At 62.2% G+C, this 16,695-nt stretch carries 18 protein-coding genes; 14 read left to right on the top strand and 4 right to left on the bottom strand.

Translation table 11 applies throughout. The features are described from left to right. Position 1 precedes the first annotated feature (1 nt). The 8 genes from BLS08_RS20515 to sthA all read left to right on the top strand — a co-directional run bounded on the left by BLS08_RS20515 (position 2) and on the right by sthA (position 7,259). Positions 2-1,213 carry an NADH:ubiquinone reductase (Na(+)-transporting) subunit B gene (locus BLS08_RS20515; protein ID WP_059391810.1) on the top strand — a complete coding sequence of 404 codons (1,212 nt, stop codon included), beginning with the start codon at positions 2-4 and terminating at the stop codon, positions 1,211-1,213. Further along, complete coding sequence (locus tag BLS08_RS20510) at positions 1,206-1,994, top strand: Na(+)-translocating NADH-quinone reductase subunit C (RefSeq protein ID WP_026088633.1); 789 nt, start codon at positions 1,206-1,208, stop codon at positions 1,992-1,994. The genes BLS08_RS20515 and BLS08_RS20510 overlap by 8 nt, the downstream gene beginning before the upstream one ends. Beyond that, complete coding sequence (locus tag BLS08_RS20505) at positions 1,991-2,665, top strand: NADH:ubiquinone reductase (Na(+)-transporting) subunit D (protein WP_169886855.1); 675 nt, start codon at positions 1,991-1,993, stop codon at positions 2,663-2,665. The genes BLS08_RS20510 and BLS08_RS20505 overlap by 4 nt, the downstream gene beginning before the upstream one ends. After that, positions 2,665-3,273, top strand: a complete 609-nt coding sequence (gene nqrE, locus BLS08_RS20500; protein ID WP_017677633.1) for an NADH:ubiquinone reductase (Na(+)-transporting) subunit E — start codon at positions 2,665-2,667, stop codon at positions 3,271-3,273. The genes BLS08_RS20505 and nqrE overlap by 1 nt, the downstream gene beginning before the upstream one ends. A 15-nt stretch (positions 3,274-3,288) precedes the next feature. Beyond that, positions 3,289-4,512 carry an NADH:ubiquinone reductase (Na(+)-transporting) subunit F gene (gene nqrF, locus BLS08_RS20495; protein WP_064495905.1) on the top strand — a complete coding sequence of 408 codons (1,224 nt, stop codon included), beginning with the start codon at positions 3,289-3,291 and terminating at the stop codon, positions 4,510-4,512. Positions 4,513-4,617: 105 nt separating this feature from the next. Then, positions 4,618-5,541 carry an FAD:protein FMN transferase gene (locus BLS08_RS20490; RefSeq protein WP_090337337.1) on the top strand — a complete coding sequence of 308 codons (924 nt, stop codon included), beginning with the start codon at positions 4,618-4,620 and terminating at the stop codon, positions 5,539-5,541. Then, the gene (gene nqrM / locus BLS08_RS20485) at positions 5,538-5,768 is read left to right on the top strand and encodes a (Na+)-NQR maturation NqrM (RefSeq protein WP_021488563.1); all 231 of its coding nucleotides are present in this window, start codon (positions 5,538-5,540) and stop codon (positions 5,766-5,768) included. Before BLS08_RS20490 ends, nqrM begins: the two co-directional genes overlap by 4 nt. Before the next feature lie 96 nt (positions 5,769-5,864). Further along, entirely contained in the window at positions 5,865-7,259 is a 1,395-nt protein-coding gene (gene sthA / locus BLS08_RS20480) for a Si-specific NAD(P)(+) transhydrogenase (RefSeq protein WP_017677629.1), read from the top strand. Between the two features lie 287 nt (positions 7,260-7,546). On the opposite strand, the gene BLS08_RS20475 is transcribed toward sthA, so the two are convergent. The 3 genes from BLS08_RS20475 to BLS08_RS20465 are packed head-to-tail and all read right to left on the bottom strand — an operon-like array spanning position 7,547 to position 9,157. Then, positions 7,547-8,266 carry a glycerophosphodiester phosphodiesterase gene (locus tag BLS08_RS20475; protein ID WP_021488564.1) on the bottom strand — a complete coding sequence of 240 codons (720 nt, stop codon included), beginning with the start codon at positions 8,264-8,266 and terminating at the stop codon, positions 7,547-7,549. Between the two features lie 2 nt (positions 8,267-8,268). Then, positions 8,269-8,571 (bottom strand): hypothetical protein, encoded by a 303-nt coding sequence (locus BLS08_RS20470; protein ID WP_059391807.1) that lies wholly within the window; start codon positions 8,569-8,571, stop codon positions 8,269-8,271. A 19-nt stretch (positions 8,572-8,590) separates the two neighbouring features. Then, positions 8,591-9,157, bottom strand: a complete 567-nt coding sequence (locus BLS08_RS20465) for a PilZ domain-containing protein (RefSeq protein ID WP_021488566.1) — start codon at positions 9,155-9,157, stop codon at positions 8,591-8,593. 293 nt (positions 9,158-9,450) lie between these two features. On the opposite strand from BLS08_RS20465, the gene BLS08_RS20460 reads away from it, so the two are divergent. From BLS08_RS20460 to BLS08_RS20450, 3 genes are read left to right on the top strand one after another with little or no spacing between them, the layout of a single operon-like run. Then, positions 9,451-10,698, top strand: coding sequence for a lipoprotein-releasing ABC transporter permease subunit (locus BLS08_RS20460; RefSeq protein ID WP_017677625.1), 1,248 nt, complete (start codon positions 9,451-9,453; stop codon positions 10,696-10,698). Between the two features lie 4 nt (positions 10,699-10,702). Next, entirely contained in the window at positions 10,703-11,404 is a 702-nt protein-coding gene (gene lolD / locus BLS08_RS20455; RefSeq protein ID WP_017677624.1) for a lipoprotein-releasing ABC transporter ATP-binding protein LolD, read from the top strand. Beyond that, a complete protein-coding gene (locus tag BLS08_RS20450) occupies positions 11,404-12,648 on the top strand; it encodes a lipoprotein-releasing ABC transporter permease subunit (RefSeq protein WP_090337336.1) in 1,245 nt (414 codons plus the stop codon). The genes lolD and BLS08_RS20450 overlap by 1 nt, the downstream gene beginning before the upstream one ends. Before the next feature lie 37 nt (positions 12,649-12,685). On the opposite strand, the gene BLS08_RS20445 is transcribed toward BLS08_RS20450, so the two are convergent. Next, entirely contained in the window at positions 12,686-13,213 is a 528-nt protein-coding gene (locus BLS08_RS20445) for a DUF2062 domain-containing protein (protein WP_059391805.1), read from the bottom strand. 126 nt (positions 13,214-13,339) lie between these two features. On the opposite strand from BLS08_RS20445, the gene BLS08_RS20440 reads away from it, so the two are divergent. The 3 genes from BLS08_RS20440 (at position 13,340) to BLS08_RS20430 (ending at position 16,695) form a co-directional block, all read left to right on the top strand. After that, positions 13,340-15,565 carry a DNA internalization-related competence protein ComEC/Rec2 gene (locus BLS08_RS20440; protein ID WP_231976574.1) on the top strand — a complete coding sequence of 742 codons (2,226 nt, stop codon included), beginning with the start codon at positions 13,340-13,342 and terminating at the stop codon, positions 15,563-15,565. A 72-nt stretch (positions 15,566-15,637) separates the two neighbouring features. Then, positions 15,638-16,270: a MotA/TolQ/ExbB proton channel family protein gene (locus BLS08_RS20435; RefSeq protein WP_017677620.1), complete on the top strand. Its 633-nt coding sequence runs from the start codon at positions 15,638-15,640 to the stop codon at positions 16,268-16,270. After that, positions 16,267-16,695, top strand: a complete 429-nt coding sequence (locus BLS08_RS20430; protein ID WP_059391803.1) for an ExbD/TolR family protein — start codon at positions 16,267-16,269, stop codon at positions 16,693-16,695. Before BLS08_RS20435 ends, BLS08_RS20430 begins: the two co-directional genes overlap by 4 nt.

Genomic DNA, 16,695 nt, shown 5'->3' with positions numbered 1-16,695 from the left:
CGTGGGCATTCGTGCATTCCTCGACAAGATCGAGCACAACTTCGAAAAGGGCGGCAAGTACGAGAAGTGGTATGCCCTCTACGAGGCCATCGACACCTTCTTCTATCGTCCTGGCAGCGTGACCAAGACCACCGCTCACGTGCGCGACGGCATCGACCTCAAGCGCATGATGATCACCGTGTGGCTGTGCACCTTCCCGGCGATGTTCTTCGGCATGTGGAACACCGGCTACCAGGCCAACCTGATCTTCGCTCAGAGCCCCGAGCTGCTGGCGAGCCAGGAAGGCTGGCGTTTCGCCCTGATCGGCTCGCTGGCCGGTTTCGATCCGAACAGCCTGTGGGACAACTTCATCCAGGGCGCCGCCTACTTTCTGCCCGTCTACGCGGTGACCTTCATCGTCGGCGGCTTCTGGGAAGTGCTGTTCGCTTCGATCCGCAAGCATGAAGTCAACGAAGGCTTCTTCGTCACGTCCGTGCTGTTCGCCCTGATCCTGCCGCCGAGCATTCCGCTGTGGCAGGTCGCTCTGGGCATCAGCTTCGGTGTGGTGATCGGCAAGGAAGTGTTCGGTGGTACCGGCAAGAACTTCCTCAACCCGGCACTGACCGGCCGTGCCTTCCTGTTCTTCGCCTATCCGGCGCAGATGTCCGGTGATGCGGTCTGGACGGCGGTCGATGGTTTTGCCGGCGCCACTTCGCTAAGCCTGGCAGCCTCCGGCGGCATCGAGAACGTGATCAACAACGGCATCACCTGGATGGACGCCTTCGTCGGCACCATTCACGGCTCGCTCGGCGAGACCAGCACCCTGGCGATTGCCATCGGCGGCCTGGTCCTGCTGATCACCAAGATCGCCTCCTGGCGCATCGTCGTCGGCGTGATGCTGGGCATGATCGGCCTGAGCCTGCTGCTTAACCTGATCGGTTCCACCACCAACCCGATGTTCGCCATGCCCTGGTACTGGCATCTGGTAGTGGGCGGCTTTGCCTTCGGCATGTTCTTCATGGCCACCGACCCGGTGTCGGCGTCGATGACCAACACCGGCAAATGGATCTTTGGTGCTCTGATCGGTGTGATGGTGGTGCTGATCCGTGTGGTCAACCCGGCCTTCCCCGAGGGCATGATGCTGGCGATTCTGTTCGCCAACCTGTTTGCACCGCTGATCGACCACTTCGTCGTTCAAGCCAATATCAAGCGGAGGCTGGCACGCAATGTCTAGTCAAAAAGAATCCACCGTCCGCACGCTGACGGTGGCCGTGCTGGTGTGTCTGGTGTGCTCGGTGTTCGTCGCCGGCGCAGCCATTGCACTGAAGCCGACTCAGGTTGAAAACCGCCTGCTGGACAAGCAACGCAGCATCCTGGCCATTGCCGGCCTGGGTGAGGCGGGCATGTCCGGCGCCAAGGTCAAGGAGCTGTTCGACAGCACCATCACCGCCAAGCTGGTGGATCTGGAGAGTGGCAAGTTCTCCGATGCCTTCGACCCCATCACCTTCGACCCACTCAAGGCAGCCAAGGATCCGAAGACCTCCAGCGCGCTCAAGGGCAGTGAGGATATCGCCGGTATCAAGCGCCAGGAGCGTTACACCACCGTTTACATGGTGGAAAAGGACGGTGAAGTCGAAACCCTGATCCTGCCGGTGCGCGGCTACGGCCTGTGGTCGACCCTGCACGGCTTTATCGCGGTCAAGGGTGATCTCAATACCGTGGTTGGCATGGGCTTCTACCAGCACGGCGAGACTCCTGGTCTCGGCGGCGAGGTGGACAACCCGAAATGGAAGGGCCAGTGGCCAGGCAAGACCCTGTTCGACGACAACGACAAGTTGGCCGTACAGGTGGTCAAGGGCGGCGTAGATCCGCAAAGCCCGAACGCTACCCACCAGGTCGATGGCCTGGCCGGCGCCACTCTGACCAGTGTCGGTGTGGACAACCTGCTGAAGTTCTGGCTTGGCCAGAACGGCTTCGGTCCGTTTATCGCTAACCTGCGTGCAGGGGAGGCTTGATCATGTCGCAGCCGACTATTAAAGAAGTCCTGCTCAACCCGGTCTTCAACAACAACCCCATTGGCCTGCAGATCCTCGGGATCTGTTCGGCCCTGGCGGTCACCTCGAACCTGCAGACCGCACTGGTGATGTCTGCCGCGCTGACCCTGGTGACCGGTTTCTCCAACCTGTTCATCTCTATGATCCGCAGCCAGATCCCCAGCTCGATCCGCATGATCGTGCAGATGGTGATCATCGCCTCGCTGGTGATCGTGGTCGATCAGGTGCTCAAGGCCTACGCCTTCAGTCTGTCCAAACAGCTGTCGGTGTTCGTCGGTCTGATCATCACCAACTGCATCGTGATGGGTCGCGCCGAAGCCTTCGCCATGCAGAACCCGCCGGTGCTGTCGTTCTTCGACGGTATCGGTAACGGCCTGGGCTACAGCGCCATGCTGGTTGCCCTGGGCATCATTCGCGAGCTGTTCGGCGCGGGCAAACTGATGGGTTACGAGATCTTCTCGGTGGTCAATGACGGCGGCTGGTACCAGCCCAACGGCATGCTGCTGCTGCCGCCATCGGCATTCTTCCTGATCGGTCTGTTCATCTGGGCCATCCGTAGCTGGAAGAAGGATCAGATCGAGGCCAACGCTTACAAGATGGCGCCTCAGGTATCCAGCAAGGAGGCCTATTAATGGAACATTACATCAGCCTGTTCGTCCGTGCGGTGTTCGTCGAGAACATGGCGCTGGCGTTCTTCCTCGGCATGTGTACCTTCATCGCCATCTCCAAGAAGGTGGAAACCGCCATCGGCCTCGGCATCGCCGTGGTCGTGGTGCTGGGTATCACCATGCCGGTGAACAACCTGATCTACACCAATATCCTCAAGGATGGTGCGCTGGCCTGGGCCGGCCTGCCTGAGGTAGATCTGTCGTTCCTCGGTCTGCTGACCTTCATCGGGGTGATCGCTGCACTGGTACAGATCCTCGAGATGACTCTGGATAAGTACGTGCCGTCGCTGTACAACGCCCTCGGTGTGTTCCTGCCGCTGATTACCGTGAACTGCGCCATCATGGGTGGCTCGCTGTTCATGGTCGAGCGCGACTACAACCTGGCCGAAAGCACCGTCTACGGCATCGGCGCTGGCGTGTCCTGGGCGTTGGCGATTGCTGCGCTGGCTGGTATCCGCGAGAAGCTCAAGTACAGCGATGTACCGGCTGGTCTGCAGGGTCTGGGCATCACCTTCATCACCATCGGTCTGATGTCGCTGGGCTTCATGTCCTTCTCCGGCGTGCAGCTGTAAGGAAAGGATGAACAGATGAATTACGAAATCTTCCTCGCCATCGGCATGTTCACCGCCATCGTTCTCGCGTTGGTGCTGATCATTCTCGCTGCTCGCGCCAAGCTGGTTTCCAGCGGCGACGTGAACATCGAAATCAACGGCGAAAAAACCATCGTGGTCCCGGCTGGCGGCAAGCTGCTGCAAACCCTGGCCGACAACGGCATCTTCCTGTCGTCCGCTTGCGGTGGCGGCGGTACCTGCGCCCAGTGCAAGTGCATCATCGAGTCTGGCGGTGGCGAGATGCTCTCCACCGAAGAGTCGCACTTCACCAAGCGTGAGGCCCGCGAAGGCTGGCGCCTGTCCTGCCAGGCCGCGGTCAAGCAGGACATGAAGATCGAAGTGCCAGAAGAAGTCTTCGGCGTGAAGAAGTGGGAATGCACGGTGGAGTCCAACCCCAACGTCGCCACCTTCATCAAGGAGCTGACGCTGAAGCTGCCGGAAGGTGAAAACGTCGACTTCCGCGCCGGTGGTTATGTGCAGCTGGAATGCCCGCCACACACCGTGTACTACAAGGACTTCGACATCCAGGAGGAGTATCGCGGCGACTGGGACAAGTTCAACCAGTGGAAGTACGTGTCCAAGGTCGACGAGACCGTGATCCGTGCCTATTCCATGGCCAACTACCCGGAAGAGCGCGGTCTGGTGAAGTTCAACATCCGTATCGCCTCGCCGCCCCCCGGCAAGGACGATCTGCCGCCGGGCAAGATGTCGTCCTACGTGTTCAGCCTCAAGCCGGGCGACAAGATCACCGTGTACGGGCCCTTCGGTGAGTTCTTCGCCAAGGACACCGACGCCGAGATGGTCTTCATCGGTGGTGGTGCCGGCATGGCGCCGATGCGTTCGCACATCTTCGACCAGCTCAAGCGCCTGAAGTCCAAGCGCAAGATCAGCTTCTGGTATGGCGCGCGTTCCATGCGCGAGTCGTTCTACAACGAAGAGTACGATCAGCTGGCCGCGGAAAACCCGAACTTCCAGTGGCACCTGGCGTTGTCCGACCCACAGCCGGAAGACAACTGGAACGGCCTCAAAGGCTTCATCCACAACGTGCTGTACGAGAACTACCTGAAGGACCACCCGGCTCCGGAAGATTGCGAGTTCTACATGTGCGGCCCACCCATGATGAACGCCGCGGTGATCAAGATGCTGACCGACCTGGGTGTCGAGCCGGAGAACATCCTCCTCGACGACTTCGGCGGCTAACGCATGAGGTCTGCTGTACTCCAGCCCGTTATCGCTGTCGCCCTGGCGGCAGCCCTAACGGGCTGCTTGCATTCTGAACGGATCGAAGAGTTCGGTGGCCCGACCATGGGCAGCACCTATTCGATCAAATACGTCCGCAGTGAAGGTGTCGCGCCGCAAGCCGAACTCAAGGCGGCGACCGAGGCGATCCTCGCCGAGATCGATCTGCAGATGTCCACCTATCGCGATGATTCGCTAATCGAGCAATTCAACCGTGCGCCAGCGGGTACCTGCCAGGCCATGCCCAAGGGCGTGCTGGATCTGGTGCGTGCCGGCGATCGTCTGCACCAGGAGAGTCAGGGTTATTTCGACCTGACGCTTGAACCCTTGCTCGACCTCTGGGGTTTCGGGCCCAAAGGGCAGGGCGAGGCGGTGCCGGATGCCGAGCGTCTGGCCGAAGTGCGTCAGCGGGTCGGTCAGCAGCACCTGAAGATCGACGGCGAGCAGCTGTGCAAGGATGCCGATGTTCAGGTCGACTTCAACAGCATCGCGGCCGGTTATGCCGTCGATCTGATCGTCGAGCGTCTGGGCGAGTTGGGGGTCACCAGTTATCTGGTCGAGGCCACCGGTGAGCTCAAGGCGGCCGGCTTCAAGCCCGATGGCAGCCACTGGCGCATCGGTCTGGAAGCCCCGCGCGACGATCAGCGGGTGGCCCAACGCATTCTGCAGCTCGATGGTTACGGGATCTCCACCTCAGGTGACTACCGCAACTACTTCGAAGAGAACGGCCAGCGCTACTCGCATACGCTCGATCCGCTGAGCGGCAAGCCGGTCAACCACAAGCTGGCGGCGGTGACGGTGGCAGATCCATCGACCTTGCGCGCCGATGGCTTGTCTACCCTATTGATGGTGCTTGGACCGGATGCCGGCATGGCCTTCGCCGAGCGCAACGGTATCGCGGCGTTTTTCGTGACGCGTGAGGGCGAGGGCTTCGTCACACAGGGCACGACCGCATTCGAGCAGCTATTCGCTGCAGGAGATGAGCAATGACTTTTCTGGTTGTATTTCTGGCCATGATTCTGGTCGTCGGCATGATGGCCGTTGGCGTGATCATGGGGCGCAAACCCATCGCCGGTTCCTGCGGTGGCATCGCCAACCTGGGTATCGAGAAGGAATGCTCGATTTGCGGCGGTAGCCGTGAAAAATGCGAGGAGGTCAATCGCGACCAGAGCGAAGCGCCGAATACCGACCTGGCTTACGACGCGAGCAAGCGTTAAGCCGGGTGGTAGCTTTGAAAGCCGGTGGCTATTATCCGCTGCCGGCCCCGCCGAGGGTGCGCCACAAGCGCTCCGGCCTGATCTGAAGGAGTAAACATGGCGGTCTACAACTACGATGTGGTGGTGCTGGGCTCCGGCCCGGCGGGCGAGGGCGCGGCGATGAACGCGGCCAAGGCCGGGCGCAAGGTAGCCGTGGTGGACAACCGTCCGCTGGTCGGCGGCAATTGCACCCACCTGGGCACCATTCCGTCCAAGGCGCTGCGCCATTCGGTGCGGCAGATCATGCAGTTCAACACCAACCCGATGTTCCGCCAGATCGGCGAGCCACGCTGGTTCTCCTTCCCCGACGTGCTGAAAAGTGCGGAGAAGGTGATCGCCAAGCAGGTCACCTCGCGCACCGGTTACTACGCGCGTAACCGCATCGACACCTATTTCGGCACCGCCAGCTTCGCTGACGAGCAGACGGTCGAAGTCGTCTGCCTCAATGGTGTGGTGGAAAAGCTGGTGGCCAAACAGATCGTCATCGCCACTGGTTCGCGTCCGTACCGCCCGGCCGATGTCGATTTCCGCCACCCGCGTATCTACGATAGCGACACCATTCTCAGCCTGGGTCACACACCGCGTCGTCTGATCATCTACGGAGCGGGGGTGATCGGTTGCGAGTATGCCTCGATCTTCAGTGGCCTGGGTGTGCTGGTCGACCTGATCGACAACCGCGATCAACTGCTCAGCTTCCTCGACTCGGAAATCTCCGACGCCTTGAGCTACCACCTGCGCAACAACAACGTGCTGATTCGTCACAACGAAGAGTACGAGCGCATCGAGGGTGTGGAAAACGGCGTGGTCCTGCACCTGAAGTCGGGCAAGAAGATCAAGGCCGACGCCCTGCTGTGGTGTAACGGCCGCACCGGCAATACCGATCAGCTGGGCCTGGAAAACATCGGCATCGCGGTTAACAGTCGTGGTCAGATCCAGGTCGACGAGCATTACCGCACCGAGGTCAGCAACATCTACGCCGCCGGTGACGTGATCGGCTGGCCGAGCCTGGCCAGCGCCGCTGCCGACCAGGGGCGTTCCGCTGCCGGCAGCATCGTCGACAACGGCAGCTGGCGCTTCGTCGATGACGTGCCGACCGGTATTTACACCATTCCGGAGATCAGCTCGATCGGCAAGACCGAGCGTGAGCTGACTCAGGCCAAGGTGCCTTACGAGGTCGGCAAGGCCTTCTTCAAGGGTATGGCCCGCGCGCAGATCTCGGTGGAACCAGTGGGTATGCTGAAGATTCTCTTCCATCGTGAAACCCTGGAAGTGCTGGGTGTGCATTGCTTTGGCTATCAGGCCTCGGAGATCGTCCACATTGGCCAGGCGATCATGAACCAGAAGGGTGAAGCCAACAGCATCAAGTACTTCATCAACACCACCTTCAACTACCCGACCATGGCCGAGGCCTATCGGGTTGCCGCGTTCGACGGCCTCAACCGGCTTTTTTGAGCGGCTCCGGCCGGCGGCCTGAGCCGGTCGGGGAGACAGGCTGGGTAGTGGCTTCCGAGTGGCGCTGGCCGAATCGGGAGAGCTTCTAGCGTCTCAGGCGGCAGCAACGAAAAACCGGCTCTTGGGCCGGTTTTTTTCGTTCTCGGGCGTTGTGTTCGTAGCCCGGATGCAATCCGGGAATGCTCTCTGTCCAGCTCCCGGATTGCATCCGGGCTACGCGCGGGCTGCTCTGGCTTGCTCCCCTCTCCCGCTTGCGGGAGAGGGGCCGGGGGAGAGGGCGCTAAGGCTCAGCCGCGCAGCGTCTGCACCGCGATGCCGGGGAAGTCGGTGATGATGCTGTCGACACCGAAGTCGGCCAGGCGGCGCATCAGCGCCGGCTCATTGACCGTCCATACCGACACGTGCAGCCCTTGCTTCTGCGCCTTGAGCAGGCGCTCCGGGGTGCACAGCGTCCAGTTCAGCGCCAGCAGGTGGCAGTCGTAATGCGCCGCTACTTTCAGCGGGTCGAGCCAGGCGTACTCGGCAACCAGACCCAGTTGCAACTGCGGGGTCAGTTCGCGCGCGGCCTTGAGTACCTCCCGCGAGCTGGAGGTGATGGTGATCTGCTCACGCAAACCGAAGCGTTCGACGAGTTCGGCAATGGCCAGCACGGTGCGCGCGGCGCGCACTTTCGAGGCGCTTTTCACCTCCAGCTGCCAATGCTCGAACTTGCACTGCTGGAACAACTCTTCCAGGCGCGGAATGGGGCATGGGCGCACCCAGCCAGGGCCGCCCTTGCGCGCGTCGTACTTCACCAGTTCGGCGGCGTCGTGCTCGACCACCTTGCCGCGCAGGCCGGTGGTGCGCTTGAGCGTCGGGTCGTGGATCACCATCAGTTCGCCGTCGCGCGACAGATGCAGATCCAGCTCGCAGCGGTCGACGCCGTGTTCCAGGCAGCGCTGGAAACTGGCCAGGGTATTTTCCGGGGCTTCGCCCTTGGCGCCGCGATGGCCGTAGATGAGAGTCACTGTTACTCCTTGGCGGTGTCGAGGTGACGTGGCTGGTGATGGCGCACGCTGTTGATCACGTGATCGTATTCGAAATAGACGCTGAATTCGCGGTAGTCCCAGCGTGTGATCGGTGGCTGGCCGACGGGCTTGTGCTCTTCATCGGCCAGGCCGAAACGCTCCAGTACCGAACGCTTGGACTGGCCTTTGTGCGGCAGGTTGCTGGCGTCGAGATCGGCGCCCTGGCTGCCCAGGGGAATGGTCAGGGTATCGGCGAGTAGAGCAGCAGGGGCGAGCAGGGTGAAAAGCAGAGCGAGACGATACATGGCGGTTCCTTGGCGACTGTCATTCGCGGGCTTGGCGACGCTCCAAAGCCTGCTTTTGCAGGATATGCCGAGCCAGCAACTGGCGCTGTGCGTCGGTCAACGCTTCGAACTCGGTGCCTATCTCGAATTGGCCATCCGCGCGTTGGCTGCAGTGCACCACCTGGCCACGCAGCAGCAGGCCTAGGGCCTGGGGCATCAGCACCATCTTGATCGCCAGATGGCTGCCCGGCGCCACGGCCTGGGCGTTATTGAAGCTGATGCCGCCCTCGGACAGCGATACCTGGCGTGGCGCGCCGATGTCGCGCAGCAGGCTCTGCGCCACGGCCTGGCCAAGCAGGTCGATGCGCTTGTTGATCACCTTCAGGTAGTTGGCCAGGGTACGGTCGCGCTCAGTGATATGGCGCAGCAGATGCTGGGATTCGAAGTCCATCAGGTGCAGGTCGCTGAGCAGGTTGAACAGCGGCGATGGATCGTGAAGCGCGTCGCTGGCATGGGCTTCTGCCCCCGACAGCAGGCTGAATTCCAGTGCGATCGTATCGTCGATACGATAGTATTCGCGGCGATCATCTACATCGTTAGTCGACATGGCGAACCCATGAAAGCGGTGGTGGTCGAAGACCCTGTTGAAAGTCTCGCGAACTGGATGCGTGCCAGGCAAGCGTCGCCGAACAAGCCTCGGTTACGAATGGTAAACGAGCATTGCTCGCTTCGCTCGCCCCTTCGGGGCCACACTGAAGCGCGCTGGTCATAAGCGGCTTTCCAAGTGTCTTTAACGCAGCATGCCCGATACGCAGCAGACTTTGAGTTGCTTCTGAGTGTAAGGCTGCTGACCTGGCCCTGCCACAAGGACGTTTTTTCTTTCCCCCGAATCTCTCCGACATGTTCAGACCTCTGTTCGTATTCATCGGTACGCGCTACACGCGGGCCAAGCGTCGCAACCACTTCGTCTCCTTCATTTCCCTGACGTCCATGCTCGGCCTCACCCTCGGGGTGATGGTAATGATCCTGGTGCTGTCGGTGATGAATGGTTTCGACCATGAAATGCGCACTCGGGTGCTGGGGATGATTCCTCACGCCACGGTCGAATCGCCGACCCCGGTCAGCGACTGGCCGGCATTGGCGCGGCAGGTCGAGCGCCATCCGCGCGTCGAGGCGCTGGCACCCTTCACTCAGATGCAGGGCCTGCTGACACACGACGGCAAGGTGCAGAAGGTGCTGATCAATGCCATCGACCCCGAGCAGGAACGCAAGGTGTCGATCATCGACGGTTTCTTCCAGCAGGGTAATCTCGACAGCCTGCAGCCAGGTGATTTCGCCATGGTCATCGGTGACAAGGCGGCGGCCAAGCTGGGCCTGAAGTTGGGTGACAAGGTCACCTTCGTCGCGCCCGAGGTCACGGTGACCCCCGCCGGCATGTTCCCGCGTCTGAAGCGCTTTACCGTCACCGGCATTTTTCACGTCGGCGCCGGCGAGATCGACGGTGCACTGGCTCTGGCCAACATCAGCGATCTGGCGCGCCTGCAGCGCTGGAAGCCGGATCAGGTACAGGGCCTGCGCCTGAAGTTCGATGATCTGTTCCAGGCGCCGCGCAGCGCCTGGGAGATCGCCCAGACCCTCGACGGTGATTTCTACGCCCGCGACTGGACCCGCACCCACGGCAACCTGTACCAGGCCATTCGCATGGAGAAGACCATGATCGGCCTGCTTCTGCTGCTGATCGTCGCGGTGGCCGCGTTCAACATCATTTCCACCCTGGTGATGGTGGTGACCGACAAGAAGGGCGACATCGCCATCCTGCGGACCCTCGGCGCCACGCCGCGGCAGATCATGGCCATCTTCATGGTGCAGGGCACGGTGATCGGTGTGGTCGGCACCTTCATCGGCGCCGTGCTGGGGATTCTCGCAGCGCTGAACGTCAGCAGCCTGATCGCCGGCATCGAACGTCTGCTGGGCATCAAGTTTCTCAATGCCGATGTCTATTTCATCGATTACCTGCCTTCGCAACTGCAGAGCGCCGACGTGGTGATGGTCTGCACCGCGGCGTTGCTGCTGAGCTTCTTCGCCACCCTGTATCCAGCCTGGCGCGCTGCGCGTACCCAGCCGGCCGAGGCCCTGCGCTATGAGTGAGTCCATGAACCAGAACGCCATGAAACAGCACAATGCCGTGCTCAGCTGCCGCAACCTGAGCAAGCGTTACGACGAAGGCCCCGAGTCGGTGGTGGTGCTCGATGGGCTCGAGCTGGAACTCTTCCCGGGCGAGCGCGTGGCCATCGTCGGCAGCTCCGGCTCCGGCAAGAGCACCCTGTTGAACATGCTCGGCGGCCTGGATACGCCCAGCGAAGGCAGCGTCTGGCTGGCTGGCGAACAACTGTCGGCACTGAGCGAGACCGCACGTGGTCTGCTGCGCAACCGTGCGCTGGGCTTCGTCTACCAGTTCCACCACCTGCTGGCCGAGTTCACTGCGCTGGAGAACGTCTGCATGCCGCTGTTGATCGGCAAGACGTCGATCAGCGAGGCGCGCGAGCGTGCCACCAAGCTGCTCGAGCGAGTCGGGCTTGGCCATCGCCTCAATCACAAGCCGTCAGAACTGTCCGGCGGTGAACGTCAGCGTGTGGCCATTGCCCGTGCCCTGGTCAACCGCCCGGGGCTGGTGCTGCTCGATGAACCCACCGGCAACCTCGACCAGCACACCGCTGAAGGCATCCAGGAGCTGATGCGCGAACTCAGCCGTGACTCCAACACCGCGTTCCTGGTGGTGACCCACGACATGCAGCTGGCACGCCAGATGGATCGCGTGCTCAGCCTGCAGGACGGCAAGCTGGTGACCCTCTGATGTTTCGTCCGCTGAGTATCTTTATCGGCGCTCGCTACACACGGGCCAAGCGCCGCAACCATTTCATCTCCTTCATTTCGCTGACTTCGATGATCGGCCTGGCGCTCGGTGTGCTGGCGATGATCGTGGTGCTGTCGGTGATGAACGGTTTCCAGAAGGAAATGAGCTCGCGCATTCTCGGCATGGTGCCGCACGCCATGCTCTACGGCGCCGAGCCGGTTGCCGACTGGCGCGCCCTGGCGGACAAGGCCATGGCCAATCCGCAGGTGCAGGCGGCGGCACCCTATGCCGAGCTGGAGGGCATGCTTTCGCATCGCGGGCTGATGCAGCCGATCCAGATTCATGGCATCGATCCGGCAGAAGAGGGCAAGGTATCGATCCTGCCTGAGCACATCCGTCAGGGCAGCCTGAACAATCTGCAGCCCGGTGAATTCGGCGTGGTGATCGGTGATATCACCGCGCGTCGTTTCGGCCTGCAGGTGGGCGACAAGCTGACGCTGATCATCCCTGAGCTGAGCAGCGCGCCTGGTGGCGTCACCCCGCGCATGCAGCGGCTGAACGTGGCGGCGGTGTTCAAGGTCGGTGCCGAGCTGGACAGCTCACTGGCACTAATCAACGTCGTCGACGCCGCTGCCATGCAGCGTCTGCCGGAAGGTACGGTGCCAGGTATTCGTCTGGCGCTGAAAGACCTCTACCAGGCGCCGCAGGTATCCAAAGCGCTGGTCGCCGAACTGGGCGCAGGTTATCGCGCCGATGACTGGACCCACACCCAGGGCAGTCTGTTCAGCGCGATGAAGATGGAGAAGACCATGATCGGTCTGCTGCTCTTGCTGATCGTCGCGGTGGCAGCATTCAACATCATCGCCACGCTGATCATGGTGGTCGCCGACAAGGGCGGCGACATTGCCATCCTGCGTACCCTGGGCGCCACACCGCGGCAGATCATGGCGATTTTCATGGTCCAAGGCTCGGTGATCGGCCTGGTCGGTACGCTGATTGGTACGGTGTTGGGTGTGCTGGCGGCGCTCAATGTCAGCGCCCTGGTGGCCTGGCTGGAATCGTTCGCCGGGCAGCAGGTGATGAGCTCCGATGTGTACTTCATCAGCAGCCTGCCGTCCGACCTGCAGTGGCTGGACGTGGCGTTGATCTGTTCGGCGGCATTGATCCTGAGTTTCCTCGCCACGCTCTACCCGTCATGGCGGGCGGCGCAGGTGCAGCCGGCCGAGGCGCTACGCTACGAGTGAGAACGAAAAAGCCGTCGACTTCGACGGCTTTTTCTTTTCAGCGGCGTTCCAGTCGGCGCTTTTCCTGACGCTTGCGCCAGCTACGCTGGACCCACCAGCGCCAGTAGAGCATGGTCAGCACGTAGCCCAGTATCGCGAGGATGACCCCCGCGACGACGGAACCCAGGTACAGTGGCTTCCACAGCACCGCTACCTCGGCCGTGATCCATTCCAGGCTCAGCGTCTCCGGCATGCGCACGGGCGGTGTCTGCATGATCCACGCGCCCAGTTTGTAAGTGCAGTAGAAAACCGGTGGCATGGTGATGGGGTTGGTCAGCCACACCAGGCCGATGGAAATCGGCAGGTTGGCGCGCAACGGGATGGCGACGGCTGCGGCGGCCAGCATCTGCATGGGCATGGGGATCATCGCCCAGAACAGGCCGATGGCCATGCCGCGGGCTACCGAATGGCGATTGAGATGCCAGAGATTGGGATCATGAATGAGTTTGCCGAGAAAGCGCAGGGACTTGTTACCCTTGATGCTGTCGGGGGTGGGCATGTAGCGCTTGAATAAACGACGCGGCATGAAGAGTCTCTGGGCAGGCAAAAGCGCCGATATTATGCACGGATTCAGCCTGGCCAGCGTTTCCATATTGTGACCAGAGGTGAGCGCTGGACGCGCTCGCCGCAGCTCGATGAGCAAGGAGAAACCATGCGAACAGGGATGTTGGCGCTGGCCCTGGGGCTATTGATGCTGCGCTTTCTGCCGAGTTTGCCGCCGGGCTGGCTGTTGCTGGTGGCGGTCGGTGCCGGCCTGGGGTTGCTGTTCTCGCGCCTCTATCCGTTGGGGTTCTTTCTGTTGGGGCTGGCCTGGGCCTGCAGTTCGGCGCAATCGGCACTGGATGACCGCCTCGATCCGCAACTCGATGGCCGCACCCTGTGGTTGGAGGGCCGCGTGGTCGGTCTGCCGGAGGTGTCCGATGGCGTGGTGCGCTTCCAGTTCGAAGAGGCGCACTCCCGACGTGCCGAGCTGCCGAAAAGGTTACGCCTGGCCTGGTATGGTGGGCCGCCGGTGCAGGGCGGCGAGCGCTGGCGGGTGGCGGTCAACCTGAAGCGCCCACACGGATTGGTCAATCCGCAGAGTTTCGACTACGAAGCCTGGCTGCTGGCCCAGCGCATTGGCGCTACGGGCACGATCAAGTCTGGCCAGCGGTTATCCGCCGCGACGGGCTTGGGGAGTTGGCGCGACGGCCTGCGTCAGCATCTGCTGGCGGTGCCGGCCTTTGAGCGAGAGGGCGCCATTGCCGCTCTGGTCCTGGGTGATGGCTCCGGTCTGAGTGCGAGCGACTGGCGCCTGCTGCAGCACACGGGCACGGTGCATCTGATGGTCATCTCCGGCCAGCATATCGCCCTGCTGGCCGGCTTTCTTTACGGACTGGTGGCGTTGCTGGCGAGAGTCGGCGCCTGGCCAAGGCGCTGGCCCTGGTTGCCCTGCGCCTGTGCGCTGGCCCTGAGTGGGGCTCTGGTCTACGGGATGTTGGCTGGTTTCGAGGTGCCGGTGCGCAGGGCCTGCGTGATGGTTGCGCTGGTGCTGCTCTGGCGCATGCGCTTTCGTCATCTGGGCGCCTGGTGGCCATTGTTGCTGGCCCTGCTCGTGGTGCTGCTACTCGAGCCATTGGCGTCCTTGCAACCGGGCTTCTGGCTATCGTTCTCGGCCGTGGCGATTCTCGCGTTGGTGTTCGGTGGCCGGCTTGGCGTCTGGGGTTGGTGGCGCGGGTTGACGCGTGCGCAGTGGACCATGGCCATTGGTCTGTTGCCGATGATGCTGATTCTCGGTTTGCCGGTCAGCAGTAGCGGGCCGCTGGCTAATCTGGTTGCCGTGCCCTGGGTGGGGCTGGTGGTCGTACCCCTGGCCTTGCTGGGCACTCTGCTGCTACCCGTTCCCGTGGTTGGGGAGGGCCTGTTGTGGCTGGCCGGCGGTGCGCTGTATCTGTTATTCGAATTGCTCAGCGTGATCGCGGCTTGGCTTCCTGCCTGGCTGCCCAGCAATCTGCCGCTCTGGGCCTGGCTACTGGCAGCGGCAGGCGCCTTGTTGCTCCTGCTGCCTGCTGGCGTACCGTTGCGTCTGCCTGGCCTCGCGCTGTTGTTGCCTGCATTGCTGTTGCCCACACAGCACCTGGACGATGGTCGTGCCGATGTCTGGGTGCTGGACGTGGGGCAAGGGCTGGCGGTGCTGGTGCGTACCCGAGAGCACAGCCTGCTGTACGACGCGGGGCCGCGCTTCGGCGATTTCGATACTGGTGAACGTATCGTCCTGCCTTCCTTGCGTGCGATGAACCTCAGGCGGCTCGACCTGATGCTGCTCAGCCATGCGGATAACGATCATGCTGGCGGTGCAGCGGCGATCAGGGCCGGCATGCCGGTGGCCCGGGTCATCAGTGGCGAGCCGCAGCGTCTGGCTAGGACGCTTGGCGCTGAGGATTGCGAATCGGGGCAAAGCTGGCAATGGAACGACGTGACGTTCAGGTTGTGGCAGTGGGACCAGGCCGTATCCGGCAATCAACGTTCTTGTGTATTGCAGGTTGAGGCGGCGGGTGAGCGCCTGTTGCTGACCGGTGATATCGATGTCCGCGCCGAACGCGCGCTGATGCAGACCGACTTTCCCCTGGCCTCGCGGTGGCTGCTGGCGCCCCATCACGGCAGTCGCACCTCATCCAGCCAGGCTTTTATCGATGCGGTCGGGGCGCAGCACGTGCTGATCACCCGCAGCCGCCACAATGCCTTTGGACATCCCCACCCGCAGGTGTTGGCGCGCTATCAGGCGGCAGGCGTCGAGGTGCATGACACGGCGTTGCGCGGTGCTCTGCATTTACGTCTGGGCGAACAGGTCGCGCCTCGCGGGTTGCGAAGCGAGCCACGTTTCTGGCGGGAAAAATGAGAACGGCGGCGGTCGGCGGGCGTTACACCCTGTGCTAGAGTGGCGCGACTTTTTCGAGGGGGATTCTCTACCGTGTGGGAACTGGTCAAAGCTGGCGGCTGGATGATGCTGCCGATCATTCTCTGTTCCATCGCTGCTGCCGGCATCGTTGCCGAGCGCCTGTGGACCCTGCGGCCCGCCCGCGTCACTCCGGCCAATCTGCTGGCTCAGGTATGGCGCTGGATCAAGGACAAGAAACTCAACAACCAGAAGCTCAAGGAGCTGCGTGAGGACTCGCCGCTGGGGCAGATTCTCGCCGCCGGCCTGGCCAACTCCAAGCATGGTCGCGAGATCATGAAGGAGTGCATCGAGGAGGCCGCTGCCCGCGTCATCCACGAGCTGGAACGCTACCTCAATGCCCTTGGCACCATTGCCGGCATCGCGCCGCTGCTCGGCCTGCTCGGCACCGTGCTGGGCATGATCGAGATCTTCAGCTCCTTCATGGGCTCGGGCATGGCCAATGCGCCGATGCTCGCCGGCGGTATCTCCAAGGCCCTGATCACCACAGCAGCCGGCCTGATGGTGGCGATCCCGGCACTGTTCTTCCACCGCTATCTGCAGCGTCGTGTCGACGAACTGGTAGTCGGCATGGAGCAGGAAGCGATCAAGCTGGTGGAAATGGTACAGGGTGATCGCGACGTCGACCTGGGTGAGGGCAAGGCGTGAAATTCCGGCGCAAACCGCGGGAGAACGTCGAGATCAACCTGGCCTCGTTGATCGACGTGGTATTCATCCTGCTGCTGTTCTTCGTGGTCACCACCACCTTCACCCGCGAGACCCAGCTCAAGGTCGACCTGCCCGAGGCAGCCAGTGGCACGCCGCCCGAGCAGACCGAGCTCAAGCAGGTCGAAGTGCTGATCGGCGCCGATGGCGCCTACTCGGTCAATGGCAAGGCGCTGCTGGAAAGCAACCTGAGCAATCTCATGGCGGCGCTGCAGAAGGAGTCCGACGGCGACAACAGCCTGCCGTTGATCATCAGCGCCGATGGCAAGACCCCGCACCAGGCGGTGATCACCGCCATGGACGCGGCCGGCAAGCTGGGCTTCTCGCACCTGCGCATCACCACGGTGGAAGCACAGGAAACCCCCTGA

The organism is Ectopseudomonas chengduensis, from assembly GCF_900102635.1.
Lineage (GTDB): Bacteria > Pseudomonadota > Gammaproteobacteria > Pseudomonadales > Pseudomonadaceae > Aquipseudomonas > Aquipseudomonas chengduensis.
The sequence above is the reverse complement of the archived record's forward strand: the minus strand, read 5'-3'. Positions and strand labels throughout refer to the sequence as shown.